The 15,090-nt window shown below is 73.0% G+C and carries 14 protein-coding genes; 13 read left to right on the top strand and 1 reads right to left on the bottom strand.

Annotated elements, in window-relative coordinates:
- Nucleotides 1-20: 20 nt before the first annotated feature.
- Nucleotides 21-2,276 (bottom strand): ATP-binding protein, encoded by a 2,256-nt coding sequence (locus DXZ73_RS10490; RefSeq protein WP_162890140.1) that lies wholly within the window; start codon nucleotides 2,274-2,276, stop codon nucleotides 21-23.
- 193 nt (nucleotides 2,277-2,469) lie between these two features.
- On the opposite strand from DXZ73_RS10490, the gene DXZ73_RS10485 reads away from it, so the two are divergent.
- From DXZ73_RS10485 to efp, 13 genes are all read left to right on the top strand, one after another.
- Complete coding sequence (locus DXZ73_RS10485; protein ID WP_240351294.1) at nucleotides 2,470-2,922, top strand: DUF948 domain-containing protein; 453 nt, start codon at nucleotides 2,470-2,472, stop codon at nucleotides 2,920-2,922.
- A gap of 8 nt (nucleotides 2,923-2,930) precedes the next feature.
- A complete protein-coding gene (locus DXZ73_RS10480; RefSeq protein ID WP_116210737.1) occupies nucleotides 2,931-3,257 on the top strand; it encodes a DUF6167 family protein in 327 nt (108 codons plus the stop codon).
- Nucleotides 3,257-5,926: an alanine--tRNA ligase gene (gene alaS, locus DXZ73_RS10475; RefSeq protein ID WP_116210736.1), complete on the top strand. Its 2,670-nt coding sequence runs from the start codon at nucleotides 3,257-3,259 to the stop codon at nucleotides 5,924-5,926. The genes DXZ73_RS10480 and alaS overlap by 1 nt, the downstream gene beginning before the upstream one ends.
- A 5-nt stretch (nucleotides 5,927-5,931) precedes the next feature.
- Nucleotides 5,932-6,396, top strand: a complete 465-nt coding sequence (gene ruvX / locus DXZ73_RS10470; RefSeq protein ID WP_116210735.1) for a Holliday junction resolvase RuvX — start codon at nucleotides 5,932-5,934, stop codon at nucleotides 6,394-6,396.
- A gap of 128 nt (nucleotides 6,397-6,524) precedes the next feature.
- Complete coding sequence (gene mltG / locus DXZ73_RS10465) at nucleotides 6,525-8,147, top strand: endolytic transglycosylase MltG (protein WP_116210734.1); 1,623 nt, start codon at nucleotides 6,525-6,527, stop codon at nucleotides 8,145-8,147.
- A complete protein-coding gene (locus DXZ73_RS10460) occupies nucleotides 8,144-8,986 on the top strand; it encodes a shikimate dehydrogenase (RefSeq protein ID WP_116210733.1) in 843 nt (280 codons plus the stop codon). The genes mltG and DXZ73_RS10460 overlap by 4 nt, the downstream gene beginning before the upstream one ends.
- 169 nt (nucleotides 8,987-9,155) lie before the next feature.
- A complete protein-coding gene (gene aroC / locus DXZ73_RS10455; RefSeq protein ID WP_116210732.1) occupies nucleotides 9,156-10,340 on the top strand; it encodes a chorismate synthase in 1,185 nt (394 codons plus the stop codon).
- Complete coding sequence (locus tag DXZ73_RS10450; protein WP_116210731.1) at nucleotides 10,337-10,873, top strand: shikimate kinase; 537 nt, start codon at nucleotides 10,337-10,339, stop codon at nucleotides 10,871-10,873. The genes aroC and DXZ73_RS10450 overlap by 4 nt, the downstream gene beginning before the upstream one ends.
- 7 nt (nucleotides 10,874-10,880) lie before the next feature.
- Nucleotides 10,881-11,969 carry a 3-dehydroquinate synthase gene (gene aroB, locus DXZ73_RS10445; protein WP_116210730.1) on the top strand — a complete coding sequence of 363 codons (1,089 nt, stop codon included), beginning with the start codon at nucleotides 10,881-10,883 and terminating at the stop codon, nucleotides 11,967-11,969.
- Complete coding sequence (gene aroQ / locus DXZ73_RS10440) at nucleotides 11,966-12,406, top strand: type II 3-dehydroquinate dehydratase (protein ID WP_116210729.1); 441 nt, start codon at nucleotides 11,966-11,968, stop codon at nucleotides 12,404-12,406. Before aroB ends, aroQ begins: the two co-directional genes overlap by 4 nt.
- A 165-nt stretch (nucleotides 12,407-12,571) precedes the next feature.
- Entirely contained in the window at nucleotides 12,572-13,312 is a 741-nt protein-coding gene (locus DXZ73_RS10435; protein ID WP_116215531.1) for an AAA family ATPase, read from the top strand.
- Between the two features lie 58 nt (nucleotides 13,313-13,370).
- Complete coding sequence (locus DXZ73_RS10430) at nucleotides 13,371-14,477, top strand: M24 family metallopeptidase (RefSeq protein WP_116210728.1); 1,107 nt, start codon at nucleotides 13,371-13,373, stop codon at nucleotides 14,475-14,477.
- Between the two features lie 46 nt (nucleotides 14,478-14,523).
- Entirely contained in the window at nucleotides 14,524-15,090 is a 567-nt protein-coding gene (gene efp, locus DXZ73_RS10425; RefSeq protein WP_102921817.1) for an elongation factor P, read from the top strand.

Raw genomic sequence — 15,090 nt, 5'->3', positions numbered from 1 at the left:
TGCTCCTCAGAGCTCCTCGCTCAGCCCGTCGTCTCCCCGGCCCCCGTGGCCGGCGAGCCGGCGGGCTCGTGCGTTCCCGGTCTCCGTACGCCCGTGACCGGCGGGGGCGCGGCCGCCCGGGCCCCCGGCACCGGCGCCCGGTCCGCCCGCGGCCCGCACCGCGCCACCACCGCGCCCAGGTCCAGCCGGGCCCCCTCGCGCACGCACTCCTCGTACCGCCGCGCGCCCAGCACCTCCCGCAGCCGGCGCTCGCACAGCGCGTGCGGCGCGTTGAAGTGGCGCGAACCGAACAGCGGCAGCCCCACCGAGCGCCACAGCCGCCCCGCCGCACCCTGGAGCACCGCGGCCTCCTCGGCGCCGCCGTCGGCCGTCCCGTCCGCGCCGCCCTCCTCCAGCGTCACCAGCGCCAGCAGCTCCACCGCGAGCACCGCGCCCACCAGGCCGTGGAAGGCGTGGTCGACGGCCAGGCACTCCTCCAGCAGCGGCCGGGCACCCGCGGTGTCCCCGCCGCTCCACGCCGCGAAGCCCAGCACGTACAGCGCGTACGCCAGCGCCCAGCGCTCGCCGTGGTCCGCGCAGACGTCCCGGACCTCCTCGCACAGCCGCACCGCGCCCGCCAGATCACCCTGGAAGGCGACGGCCGTCGCCAGCTCCACCTGACCCATCAGGACATTGCTGTTCAGCTCGCCGATCTCCTGATAGCGCGCCAGCGCCGACCGCAGCAGCTCCTCGGCGCGCGGCAGGTCGTCCGAGACCAGGGCCAGCGCGCCCGCCCGGTGCTCGGCATAGGCCAGGCCGCGGGCGTGACCGCTGCGCTCGGCCGTCTCCCGGCACTCCGCCAGCGCCCCCACCGCCCGGGCCGGGTCGCCCTGGAGCACCGCCACATGACCCAGCACCCACAGGGTCTTCAGCCGGGTCTCCTCGTTGTCCGCCTCGGCCTCCAGCGCGCGGTCCAGCCAGTGCCGCCCCTCCGCCAGCCGCCCGCAGCCGACCCAGTAGAACCACAGCGTCGCCGCGAGGTACTGCCCGATGTGGGCCTCGCCCTTCTCCTCCAGGCTGTACTCCAGGGCGATCCGCAGGTTCGGCAGCTCCGCCTCGATCCGGGCCGCCACCTCCGCCTGCCGGGGGCTGAACCAGTCCAGCTCGCACCAGGTGACCAGGCCCATGTACCAGTCGCGGTGCCTGCGCCGCATCCGCTCGCCGTCCGCCAGCGCGTCCAGCCAGCCGGCCCCGTAGATCCGCACCGGGTCCAGCAGCCGGTAGCGCGGACCCAGCGGGGTGTCCTCCCGCACCACCACGGACTGCGCCACCAGCTCGGCGAGCACGTCGAGCAGCCCCTCGGCGGGCAGCTCGGGACCCGAGCAGACGTACTCCGCCGCCTCCAGGTCGAACAGGCCCGCGAAGACCGTCAGCCGCGCCCACAGCAGCCGCTCGGCCGGCGTGCACAGCTCATGGCTCCAGCCGATGGCCGTACGCAGCGTCTGATGGCGCGGCAGCGCGCTTCGCACCCCGCCGGCCAGCAGCCGGAACCGGTCGTCGATCCGCTCCAGCGCCTGCGCCACCGACAGCGGGCCCAGCCGCGCCGCCGCCAGTTCCAGGGCCAGCGGGATGCCGTCCAGCCTGCGGCACAGCTCGTCCGTGGCGGTGCGCTCCGCCTCCCCGCCGCGGAGCCACGCCGCGGCGCGGTCCTCGAAGAGCTCGGCCGCCTCCGGGTCCGACAGCGGCGGCAGCGGGAAGACCTGTTCGCCCGCGATCCCCAGCGGCCGCCGGGAGACCGCCAGGATCCGCAGCCCCGGCGCCCCCCGCAGCAGCGCGTGGACCAGTGCCGCGCAGCCCTCCGTCAACTGCTCGCACCCGTCCAGGACCAGCAGCAGCCGCCGCTCGGCGAGCTGCTCCAGCAGGGACGCGCGCGGCGGCCGGTCCGTGTGGTCGGTCAGCCCCAGGGCCTCGGCGACCGTGTGGTCCAGCAGGGCCGGGTCGGTGAGCGAGGAGAGCCCGGCCAGCCACGCCCCGTCGCAGAAGCGATCCTGCAAAGCAGTGGCGAGCCGGAGCGCCACCCGGGTCTTGCCGACGCCGCCGACCCCGGTGACCGTCACCAGCCGGGCCCGCTCCACCTGCGCGGCGAGCGCGTCCAGTTCGCGACCGCGGCCGATGAGACGGCTGGGCTCGGCGGGCAGATTGCCCGGCGGCCCGGGCCGGTGGCAGCCCGGTGCGGCGGCACCGTGGGGGCCGGGGGAGGGGGTGCCGGGGAGCGGAGAGCCGGAGAGAGGTGGCATGGCACACAGAGAGTACTGATGAGTGTGCGCACCGTAAACTCCGGCTGGTCGGCAGGGTGGTCGCCGCGGCAATCCGGTACGGGCGCCGAGGCCCGGCGCGATAAGGTCGTACAGGACGTCAAGGGGCGTCCGCAGACGTCCTGAGACAGCAAGCGGCAGTCGAGCAACGACGACCAGCAGGGAGCGGTGCAGCGTGTCCGGTGGAGAGGTGGCCGGGATCCTCGTGGCCGTCTTCTGGGCGATCCTCGTGTCGTTCATGGCCCTGGTCCTGGTGCGGCTCGCGCAGACGCTCAAGGCCGCCACCAAACTGGTGGCCGACGTCTGCGAGCAGGCCGTGCCGCTGCTCGCCGACGCCTCCGCGACCGTGCGCTCCGCCAACACCCAGCTCGCCCGCGTCGACTCGATCGCCGCGGACGTCCAGGAGGTCACGGCGAACGCCTCCGCGCTCTCCTCGACCGTCTCCTCCGCCTTCGGCGGGCCCCTGGTCAAGGTCGCGGCGTTCGGCTACGGCGTGCGGCGCGCGATCGGCCGCAAGACCACGCCCGCGGAGGCGCCGCCGCAGCGCTCCGTGTTCGCAGGCAAGACCGTCGGCCAGAAACTGCCGTCCGCCAGGCGCGGCAGCCGCCGAATCCGTGGGAAGGGTTGACCCCAGGAATGTTCCGCCGCACCTTCTGGTTCACGACCGGTGTAGCCGCCGGTGTCTGGGCCACGACCAAGGTCAACCGCAAGCTGGCCCGGCTCACCCCGGAGAGCCTGGCTCTCCAGGCAGCGGACCGCGCGGTCGTCGCGGGCCGCCGGGTCAGGCTCTTCGCCCTCGACGTCCGCGACGGCATGGCGCACCGCGAGGCGGCGCTCAAGGACGCGCTCGGCCTCACGGCCGACCCCGACCCCGAGCGCCGGGAGCTTCCCGAGCAGCGCCGGCTGGTCGCACTCGAACAGCAGCACACCTACCACTCGTTCACCCGGAAAGAGGACCACTGATGGAGTCGGCTGAAATCCGCCGCCGCTGGCTGCGCTTCTTCGAGGAGCGCGGGCACACCGTCGTGCCGTCGGCGTCGCTCATCGCGGACGACCCGACGCTGCTCCTGGTCCCCGCGGGCATGGTCCCCTTCAAGCCGTACTTCCTCGGCGAGGTCAAGCCCCCCTTCACGCGCGCCACCAGCGTGCAGAAGTGCGTCCGCACGCCGGACATCGAAGAGGTCGGCAAGACCACCCGCCACGGCACGTTCTTCCAGATGTGCGGCAACTTCTCCTTCGGCGACTACTTCAAGGAAGGCGCCATCAAGCTCGCCTGGGAGCTGCTCACCGGCTCCGTGGCGGACGGCGGCTACGGCCTGGAGCCGGAGAAGCTCTGGATCACCGTCTACCTCGACGACGACGAGGCCGAGCGGATCTGGCGCGACGTGGTGGGCGTCCCCGCCGAGCGCATCCAGCGCCTGGGCAAGAAGGACAACTTCTGGTCCATGGGCGTCCCCGGCCCGTGCGGCCCGTGCTCCGAGATCAACTACGACCGCGGCCCCGAGTTCGGCGTCGAGGGCGGCCCGGCCGTCAACGACGAGCGGTACGTGGAGATCTGGAACCTGGTCTTCATGCAGTACGAGCGCGGCGCCGGCGAGGACAAGGAGAACTTCCCGATCCTCGGCGACCTGCCGTCGAAGAACATCGACACGGGCCTCGGCCTCGAGCGCCTCGCCATGATCCTGCAGGGCGTACAGAACATGTACGAGACCGACACCCTGCGCGTCGTCATGGACAAGGCCACCGCCCTCACCGGCGTGGCCTACGGCGCCGCCCACGACACCGACGTGGCCCTGCGCGTGGTCGCCGACCACATCCGCACCTCCGTGATGCTCATCGGCGACGGCGTCACCCCCGGCAACGAGGGCCGCGGTTATGTGCTGCGCCGCATCATGCGCCGCGCCATCCGCAACATGCGCCTGCTGGGCGCCACCGAGCCGGTCGTCGGCGAGCTCGTCGACACCGTCCTGACGACGATGGGCGAGCAGTACCCGGAGCTGCTCACCGACCGCAAGCGGATCGAGACGGTCGCCCTCGCCGAGGAGGCCGCCTTCCTCAAGACCCTCAAGACCGGCACCAACATCCTCGACACCGCCGTCACCGAGACCAAGACCTCCGGTGGCACGGTGCTCCCCGGTGAGAAGGCGTTCCTGCTCCACGACACCTGGGGCTTCCCGATCGACCTCACCCTGGAGATGGCCGCCGAGCAGGGCCTGACGGTGGATCAGGACGGCTTCCGCCGCCTGATGAAGGAGCAGCGCGAGCGGGCCAAGGCCGACGCCAGGGCCAAGAAGACCGGTCACGCCGACCTGTCGGCCTACCGCGCGCTGGCCGACACCGCCGGCGAGACCGACTTCACGGGCTACACCCGCACCGAGAACGAGGCCACGGTCCTCGGCCTGCTGGTCGACGGCGTGCCCTCGCCCGCCGCCACCGAGGGCGACGAGGTCGAGGTCGTCCTCGACCGCACCCCCTTCTACGCCGAGGGCGGCGGCCAGCTCGCCGACCAGGGCCGGATCCGCCTCGACAGCGGTGCCGTCATCGAGGTCCGCGACGTGCAGAAGCCCGTCCCGGGCGTCAACGTCCACAAGGGCGTCGTCCAGGTCGGCGAGGTCACCGTGGGCGCGTCCGCCTATGCCTCCATCGATGTGACGCGCCGTCGGGCCATCGCCCGTGCCCACAGCGCCACCCACCTCACCCACCAGGCGCTGCGCGACGCCCTGGGCCCGACGGCCGCCCAGGCCGGCTCGGAGAACTCGCCCGGCCGCTTCCGCTTCGACTTCGGTTCCCCGGCCGCGGTGCCCGGCAGCGTCCTCACGGACGTCGAGCAGCGGATCAACGAGGTCCTCTCCCGTGAACTCGACGTCCAGGCCGAGGTCATGAGCATCGACGAGGCCAAGAAGCAGGGCGCCATCGCCGAGTTCGGCGAGAAGTACGGCGAGCGGGTGCGCGTCGTGACCATCGGCGACTTCTCCAAGGAGCTGTGCGGCGGTACGCACGTCGCCAACACCGCCCAGCTGGGCCTGGTGAAGCTGCTCGGCGAGTCCTCCATCGGCTCCGGCGTGCGCCGCGTCGAGGCCCTGGTGGGTGTGGACGCCTACAGCTTCCTCGCCAAGGAGCACACGGTCGTCGCCCAGCTCCAGGAGTTGGTCAAGGGCCGCCCGGAGGAGCTGCCGGAGAAGATCTCCGGGATGCTCGCCAAGCTCAAGGACGCCGAGAAGGAGATCGAGCGCTTCCGCGCCGAGAAGGTGCTCCAGGCCGCCGCCGGTCTCGCCGAGGGCGCCAAGGACATCCACGGCGTGGCCCTGGCCATCGGCCGGGTGCCGGACGGCACCGGCGCCGACGACCTGCGCAAGCTCGTCCTCGACGTCCGCGGCCGGATCCAGGGCGGCCGGGCCGCCGTCGTCGCGCTGTTCACCGTGGTGAACGGCCGGCCGCTGACCGTCATCGCCACCAACGAGGCCGCCCGTGAGCGCGGGCTCAAGGCCGGCGACCTGGTGCGTACGGCCGCCAAGACCCTCGGCGGCGGAGGCGGCGGCAAGCCGGACGTCGCCCAGGGCGGCGGTCAGAACCCGGACGCCGTCGACGAGGCCGTCGCCGCCGTCGAGCGCCTCGTCGCCGAAGCGGCCTGATCGCCGTGCGACGTGGCAGGCGCATCGCCGTCGACGTGGGGGACGCCCGGATCGGGGTCGCCTCGTGCGACCCCGACGGGATCCTCGCCACCCCGGTCGAGACCGTGCCGGGGCGGGACATCCCGCAGGCCCACAAGCGGCTGGTGGCGATCGTCGAGGAGTACGAACCGATCGAGGTCGTCGTCGGCCTGCCCCGCTCCCTCAAGGGGGGAGAGGGGCCGGCCGCGGCCAAGGTGCGGACCTTCGCCAAGGAGATGGCCCGGCGGATGGCGCCCGTGCCGGTGCGGCTGGTCGACGAGCGCATGACGACCGTCACAGCCGCGCAGGGACTGCGCGCCTCCGGAGTCAACACCAAGAAGGGGCGCTCGGTCGTCGACCAGGCCGCCGCCGTGGTCATCCTGCAGAACGCGCTGGAGATCGAGAAGGTCTCCGGCCGGCCTCCCGGCGAGGCCGTCGACGTGGTCATCTGATCGCAGTACGGTAACGTTCCGCGCTGACATGGCAGCCGTTCGAACGTCTCCCGTACAGGACCGGACGATTCGAAGCCCGCACTCCACGGAGTGCCGACCGGCTGCCGCTGTGCGGCACTAGGGGATTGATGACTGAGTATGGCCGGGGCCCCGGGTCCCAACCGTGGCATCCCGAGGACCCTCTGTACGGGGGCCAGGGATACGACGGTCAGCAGCAGCACCCGCAGCATCAGCATCCCCAGCAGCCGTCACAGCCCCAGTACGGTCAGCAGCAGTACGGCTGGGACCCCTCGCAGGGCGCGGGGGGTCCCTACGGCACCGGTGCCGGGGACCAGTACGGGCAGCAGCCCGTCGACCCGTACACCGGTGCCCCCCCGGACTACTACGGCACGCAGGACGCCTACCCGCCGCCGCAGCCCCAGCACCAGCGCGGGCCGCAGGGGCAGCAGCACGTACCCCAGCAGCAGGTGCCGCAGCAGGCTCAGCAGCACGACACCCAGCAGCAGCCGGCGCCGACGTTCGAGCAGCACGCGCAGTGGCGTTCGGAGCCCGACGAGGAGAAGCTCTCCCTCTTCGACGACCTCCCCGGGCCCGCCCGGACGGAGGCGGAGGAGGACGAGCCGGCCGAGGAGCGCCCGCGCGGCCGTGACCGGCGCGGCAAGAAGACCAAGAACAAGCGCCGCAGCGGCACCGCCTGCCTCCTGGTCGCCGTGGTGCTCGTCGGCGTCGTGGGCGGTGGCGGCTACCTCGCCTACGACTACTGGCAGACCCACTTCGGCGCCGCGCCCGACTACGACGGCGAGGGCACCGGCCAGGTCCAGGTCGAGATCCCCAAGGGCGCGGGCATCGGGCAGATGGGCGAGATCCTCCAGAAGGCGGGCGTCGTCAAGAGCGCGGGCGCCTTCACCGAGGCCGCGGGCAAGGACCCCAAGGGCAAGGCCATCCAGCCCGGCACGTACACCCTGCACCAGGAGATGTCGGGTGCGGCGGCCGTGACGATGATGACCAACACGGCCAACTTCCTCACCATCCCCGAGGGCCGCCGGGCCGTCGCGATCTACGCCGCGATCGACACGAAGCTCGGTCTCGCGCAGGGCACCACCAAGGACGTCGCCAAGAACCAGGCGAAGAACCTCGGGCTGCCCGACTGGGCCGACAGCGACCCCAAGATCAAGGACCCCCTGGAGGGCTTCCTCTATCCCTCGCAGTACAACGCGAGCAAGGGCACCAAGCCCGAGGAGATCCTCAAGCAGATGGTCGCGCGGGCCAAGGAGAACTACGCCAAGGTCGACCTGGAGGGCAAGGCCAGGGAACTCGGCCTGAAGTCCCCGCTCCAGCTGATCACGGTGGCGAGCCTGGTCAACGCCGAGGGCATGACCCACGACGACTTCCGCAAGATGTCCCGGGTCATCTACAACCGGCTCAAGCCGACCAATACCGTGACGAACGGCAAGCTCGAGTTCGACTCGACGTACAACTACATCAAGAACCAGAGCAAGCTCGACCTCGACCCCAAGCAGCTCCGGTCGTACGACGACCCGTACAACACGTACCACGTCAAGGGTCTGCCGCCCGGTCCCATCGGCAACCCCGGCGAAGAGGCGCTGAAGGCCGCGATGGACCCCGAGCCGGGTGACTGGTACTTCTTCGTCTCCGTCGACGGCAAGACGACGAAGTTCGCCAACACGCTGGCCGAGCACGACAAGCTCGTCCAGGAGTTCAACGAGAACCAGAAGAAGAAGCAGGGATGAGCCCCGACCCAGGACGCCGCAGGGCGGCCGTGCTCGGATCGCCGATCGGCCACTCCCTCTCCCCGGTCCTGCACCGCGCCGCCTACGCGGAGCTGGGCCTGGGGGAGTGGACGTACGACCGCTTCGAGATCGACGAGGCCGGGCTGCCCGGCTTCTTCGCGGGGCTCGACGGCACCTGGGCGGGGTTCTCGCTCACGATGCCGCTCAAGCGCGCGGTGATCCCGCTGCTCGACGAGGTGAGCGACACCGCCGCCTCCGTCGAGGCCGTCAACACCGTCGTCCTCGCCGAGGACGGCCGCCGCCTCGGCGACAACACCGACATCCCGGGCATCGGGGCCGCCCTGCGCGAGCGCGGCGTCGAGAAGGTCGGCTCCGCCGCCGTCCTCGGCGCCGGGGCCACCGCCTCCTCCGCCCTCGCCGCCCTCGCCCGGATCTGCACCGGCGAGGTCACCGCCTATGTGCGCAGCGAGGCGCGGGCCGCCGAGATGCGCCAGTGGGGCGAGCGGCTCGGCGTGGCCGTCACCACCGCCGACTGGTCCCGGGCCGCCGAGGCGTTCACCGCGCCCCTGGTCGTCGCCACCACCCCGGCCGGCGCCACGGACGCCCTCGCCGCCGCGGTCCCGGACCGCCCCGGCACCCTCTTCGACGTGCTCTACGAACCGTGGCCGACCCCGCTGGCCGCCGCCTGGACGGCGCGCGGCGGTGCCGTCCTCAGCGGTCTGGACCTCCTGGTGCACCAGGCGGTGCTCCAGGTCGAGCAGATGACCGGCCGTACGCCGGGCCCCCTGGCGGCGATGCGCGCGGCGGGCGAGAGCGCCCTCGCGGCCCGCGCCCGCTGACCACGACCTGACCAGGTCCGTCCACAACCCGGACCTGCGGCCGGGAAAGGGCCCGGGACGTGGGAGGATCGGAGACGGCGGGCCAGGGCCGCGCGCCCCCAGCCAGCACTGGGAGGTACCCCCGGGTCGCGCCGCAGCATGATCAGAAGGTGCGAGCAGAGGAGTCCCGTTGAGCAGGTTGCGCTGGCTGACGGCCGGAGAGTCCCATGGTCCGGCACTGGTGGCGACGCTGGAGGGTCTTCCCGCCGGTGTGCCGATCACCACGGACATGGTGGCGGACCACCTGGCCCGGCGGCGCCTCGGCTATGGCCGCGGCGCGCGCATGAAGTTCGAGCGCGACGAGATCACCTTCCTCGGCGGAGTCCGGCACGGCCTGACCATGGGCTCTCCGGTCGCCATCATGGTGGGCAACACCGAGTGGCCCAAGTGGGAAAAGGTCATGTCGGCCGACCCCGTGGACCCCGCGGAGCTGGCCGAGCTGGCTCGTAACGCCCCGCTGACCCGGCCGCGCCCCGGTCACGCCGACCTCGCGGGGATGCAGAAATACGGCGTGCCGGATGCCCGCCCGATCCTGGAGCGCGCCTCCGCCCGCGAGACCGCGGCCCGCGTCGCCCTCGGTGCCGTCGCCCGCTCCTACCTCAAGGAGACGGCCGGGATCGAGATCGTCTCCCACGTCGTCGAACTGGCCGCCGCCAAGGCGCCGTACGGCGTCTACCCCGAGCCCTCCGACGTCGAGCGCCTGGACGCCGACCCGGTGCGCTGCCTGGACGCGGACGCGAGCAAGGCGATGGTCGCCGAGATCGACCAGGCCCACAAGGACGGTGACACCCTCGGCGGCGTCGTCGAGGTGCTCGCCTACGGCGTCCCCGTCGGCCTCGGCTCGCACGTCCACTGGGACCGCCGGCTCGACGCGCGCCTCGCCGCCGCGCTGATGGGCATCCAGGCCATCAAGGGCGTCGAGGTCGGCGACGGCTTCGACCTGGCCCGTGTGCCCGGCTCGAAGGCGCACGACGAGATCGTCGCCACCGACGAGGGCATCCGCCGCACCTCCGGCCGCTCCGGCGGCACCGAGGGCGGCCTCACCACCGGCGAGCTGCTGCGGGTGCGGGCCGCGATGAAGCCGATCGCGACCGTGCCGCGCGCCCTGGCCACCGTCGACGTGGTCACCGGCGAGGCCACGCAGGCGCACCACCAGCGCTCCGACGTCTGCGCCGTCCCGGCCGCGGGCATCGTCGCCGAGGCCATGGTGGCGCTGGTGCTGGCCGACGCGGTGGCGGAGAAGTTCGGCGGCGACAACGTCGCCGAGACCCGCCGCAACGTCCGGGGCTACCTCGACAACCTGGCCATCAAGTGACCTCCCCCGCCGTCGTGCTGGTGGGCCCGCCGGGAGCCGGCAAGTCCACCATCGGTGCCCTGCTCGCCCAGCGGCTGGGCACCGGCTACCGCGACACCGACGCCGACATCGAGCGGACCGCGGGCAAGCCCATCCCGGAGATCTTCATCGACGAGGGCGAGCCGCACTTCCGCGCGCTGGAGCGGCAGGCCGTCCGCACCGCCGTGGCCGAGCACCCCGGGGTGCTCGCCCTCGGCGGCGGGGCGGTCATGGACGACGGCACCCGCGCCCTGCTCAAGGGCCTGCCGGTGGTCTTCCTCGACGTCGAACTCGCCGACGCCGTGCACCGGGTGGGCCTGGACGCCCCGCGCCCGCTGCTCGCGGTCAACCCGCGGCAGCGCTGGCGGGAGCTGATGGCGGCGCGCCGCCCGCTCTACACCGAGGTCGCCCGCGCCACCGTCGCCACCGGCGGCCGCACCCCGGCCGAGGTGGCCGACGCCGTGCTCGACGCGCTGGCGCTGCCCCGGGACCGTACCCCCGACACCACGCAGTGAGGAACGCATGACCGACGCCCCCACCCGCATCCGGGTCGCCAGCGCGGGCTCCGCCCCGTACGACGTCCTGGTCGGCCACCGGCTGCTGGACGAGCTGCCCGGCCTGATCGGCACCGAGGCCAAGCGGGTCGCCGTCCTCCACCCGGAGGCGCTCGCCGAGACCGGCGAGGTGCTCCGCCAGGACCTGGCCGCGCAGGGCTACGAGGCCATCGCGATCCAGCTCCCCAACGCCGAGGAGTCCAAGACCGTCGAGGTCGCGGCCTACTGCTGGAAGGCGCTGGGCCAGACCAACTTCACCCGCACCGACGTCATCGTCGGCGTCGGCGGCGGCGCCACCACCGACCTGGCCGGCTTCGTCGCCGCGACCTGGCTGCGCGGGGTGCGCTGGATCGCCGTGCCCACCACCGTGCTGGGCATGGTCGACGCCGCGGTCGGCGGCAAGACCGGCATCAACACCGCCGAGGGCAAGAACCTCGTCGGCGCCTTCCACCCCCCGGCCGGGGTCCTGTGCGACCTCGCCGCGCTGGAGTCGCTGCCCGTCCACGACTACGTCAGCGGGCTCGCCGAGGTCATCAAGGCGGGCTTCATCGCCGACCCGGCCATCCTCGACCTGATCGAGGCCGACCCCGAGGGTGCCCGCACCCCGCAGGGCCCGCACACCGCGGAGCTGATCGAGCGCGCCATCCGGGTCAAGGCGGACGTCGTCTCCGCCGACCTCAAGGAGTCGGGCCTGCGCGAGATCCTCAACTACGGGCACACCCTCGCCCACGCGATCGAGAAGAACGAGCGCTACAACTGGCGGCACGGCGCCGCCGTCTCCGTCGGCATGGTCTTCGCCGCCGAGCTCGGCCGGATCGCCGGACGCCTGGACGACGCGACCGCCGACCGGCACCGCGCCATCCTCCAGTCGGTGGGCCTGCCCGTCACCTACCGCGGCGACCAGTGGCCCAAGCTCGTGGAGACCATGAAGGTCGACAAGAAGTCCCGCGGCGACCGGCTGCGCTTCATCGTCCTCGACGGCCTCGCCAAGCCCACGGTCCTGGAGAGCCCCGACCCCGCCATGCTGCTCGCGGCGCACGCGGAGATCGCGGCGTGAGCGGGCGGGTGCTCGTGCTCAACGGGCCCAACCTCGGCCGGCTCGGCTCGCGCGAGCCCGACGTCTACGGCTCGACCTCCTACAAGGGACTGGTCGAGGCCTGCACGGAGCTCGGTGCGGAGCTCGGCTTCGCCGTCGAGGTCCGCGAGACCAACGACGAGGGCGAGCTGGTCCGCTGGCTGCACGAGGCGGCCGACGGGCGGATCCCGGTCGTCATCAACCCCGGGGCGTTCACCCACTATTCGTACGCGATGCGGGACGCGGCGGCCCAGCGCACCGCGCCGCTCATCGAGGTGCACATCTCCAACCCGTACGCGCGGGAGGAGTTCCGCCACACCTCGGTGATCGCGGCGGTGGCCAGCGGCACGGTGGCGGGCTTCGGCATCGGCTCGTACCGGCTCGCGCTGCGGGCCCTGGCGGAGGAACTCGCGGGCTGAGCCGGGCGTTCCCGGTGCGAGGGCCGGGGAGAGGGCTCTCGGGTACTCTCCCGTCTGGTCGGCCCGGGGGGTGGCCGGGGGGATGAACCGCCCGTGACCACCCACCCGCAGGCCCCCCTTCACCACGCGGCGGAGCCGCGTCCGTACGAGACGGAGTGCCACCGGATGCAGCACCCAGTGGGACCGCCGCTGCCACCGCCCCACCCGCCGGTGCCGCCGCACCCCGCACCGGCGCCCGGGTGGCCCGCCCCCGTGCCCCACCCCATGGCACCGCTTCCCGCGCCGGACCCGACCGGGCACCTCCAGCTCCCGCCCGACGCCCCCGTCCTCGCCGCCGACGCCGCGCACGCGGCCGTCGCGGTGCTGCTCATCGGCCCCGCCGGGGCCGGGAAGACGACCGTGGCCCGGCACTGGGCGGACACCCGCCGGGTGCCCACGGCGCACATCAGCCTCGACGACGTGCGCGAGTGGGTGCGCTCGGGTTTCGCCGACCCGCGGTCCGGGTGGAACGACCACTCCGAGGCGCAGTACCGCCTCGCCCGCCGCACCTGCGGCTTCGCCGCCCGCAACTTCCTCGCCAACGGCATCTCCTGCGTCCTGGACGACGCCGTCTTCCCCGACCGGCCCGTCGTCGGCCTCGGCGGCTGGAAGCGGCACGTCGGCCCGGGGCTGCTGCCCGTGGTCCTGCTGCCCGGCCTGGAGATCGTCCTGGAGCGCAACGCCCAGCGCACCGGCAACCGGCGCCTCGGCGACGAGGAGGTCGCCCGGATCCACGGCCGGATGGCCGGCTGGTACGGCTCCGGCCTGCCGATCATCGACAACTCCCAGCAGGACGTCGCCACCACGGCCCGGCTGCTCGACGACGTCGTCGCCCGCGCCCTGGCCGCCCCGCCGGGCCACCGGTAGCGCCCGGTCGGACGCGCTGGGACGGCCCGCCGCGGCACCCGGCCGTAGGCTCGGAAGCATGTCCGAGGTGTACGCGGCGCGCCGCGCGCGGCTGCGTGAGCGCTGCGAGGCGGCCGGGAGCGAGGCCGCGCTGGTGTCCGGCGACGCCAACGTCCGGTATCTGGCGGGCGGGGCGCCGACGGGTGCCGCGCTGCTCGTCGGGCCCGCCGAAGACTCCCTGCTGTGTCCCGGCGACCCCGTCGTGGAGAGCTCGGCCGACCGCCCCGCCGAGGGGCTGCGGATCGTGGTGCTGCCCGCGCCGGACGGCGATCCCGCCGTGGCCGGGGCCGAGCGCGCCGCCGCGGCCGGGGCCCGCTCGCTGGCCGTGGAGGAGCACCACCTGACCGTCTCCCGCCACCGCGCCCTGCGCTCGGTCGCGCCCCGGCTGCGCCTGGACGACCTGGGCACGGCCGTGGAGCAGCAGCGGGTGGTCAAGGACAACGAGGAGATCTCCGCGCTGCGGATCGCCGCGGAGATCGCCGACCAGGCGCTGGGCGAGCTCCTCGAATCGATCCTCGTCGGCCGCACGGAGCGGCACCTGGCGCTGGAGCTGGAGCGCCGCCTGGTCGACCACGGCGCGGCCGGCCCGGCCTTCACCACCTCGGTCGGCACGGGCCCCAATTCGGGGCTGGCCGGGCACGTGCCCACCGACCGCCGGGTGGAGGAGGGCGATTTCCTCTGTGTGTGCCTGGGCGCCGACTACCGCGGCTACCGCAGCGAGGTGGCCCGGACCTTCGTCATCGGCACCACCCCCGCGGACTGGCAGATCGAGCTCTACGAGCAGGTCTTCGCCGCCCAGCGGGCGGGCCGGGAGAAGCTCGCGCCGGGCACTCCGTACCGCGATGTGGACCGCGCGGCACGGGTCGTCCTGGAGGCCGCGGGCCACGGTGAGCGGCTCGGACCGCGCATCGGACACGGCGTCGGACTCGAAAACGACGAGGACCCTCGGCTGACGCCCTCGGCAATGGGTAAACTGGACGCTTGCGTGCCGGTCACCGTAGATCCGGGGGTTCACCTCCCGGGGCGGGGCGGCGTCCGGATCGATGACACGCTCGTCGTCCGCCCCGAGGCGGACGGCGGACCCGAGCTACTCACCATCACGACCAAGGAGCTGCTCGCGCTGTAGCGCGTGCCTTCGGGGTCCCAGCTTCAGTCCAGGAGATTCCGCAACCGTGGCTTCCACGAACGACCTCAAGAACGGCATGGTGCTCAAGCTCGACGGAGGCCAGCTCTGGTCCGTCGTCGAGTTCCAGCACGTCAAGCCCGGCAAGGGCCCCGCCTTCGTCCGCACGAAGCTGAAGAACGTGCTCTCCGGCAAGGTGGTCGACAAGACCTTCAACGCCGGTGTGAAGGTCGAGACGGCCACCGTCGACAAGCGCGGTATGCAGTTCTCGTACATGGACGGCGAGTACTTCGTGTTCATGGACATGGACACGTACGACCAGCTGCACGTCGACCGCAAGGCCGTCGGTGACGCCGCCAACTTCCTGATCGAGGGCTTCGAGGCCGTCGTCGCGAAGCACGGCGACGAGGTGCTCTACGTCGAGCTCCCGGCCGCCGTCGAGCTGACCATCGAGCACACCGACCCGGGTGTCCAGGGCGACCGCTCCACCGGCGGCTCCAAGCCCGCCAAGCTGGAGACCGGCTACGAGATCCAGGTCCCGCTCTTCATCACCACGGGTGAGAAGATCAAGGTCGACACGCGCACCGGCGATTACCTCGGTCGGGTGAACAGCTAA

It is taken from the genome of Streptoverticillium olivoreticuli subsp. olivoreticuli (genome assembly GCF_003391135.1).
Taxonomy (GTDB): domain Bacteria; phylum Actinomycetota; class Actinomycetes; order Streptomycetales; family Streptomycetaceae; genus Streptomyces; species Streptomyces blastmyceticus.
The sequence above is the reverse complement of the archived record's forward strand: the minus strand, read 5'-3'. Positions and strand labels throughout refer to the sequence as shown.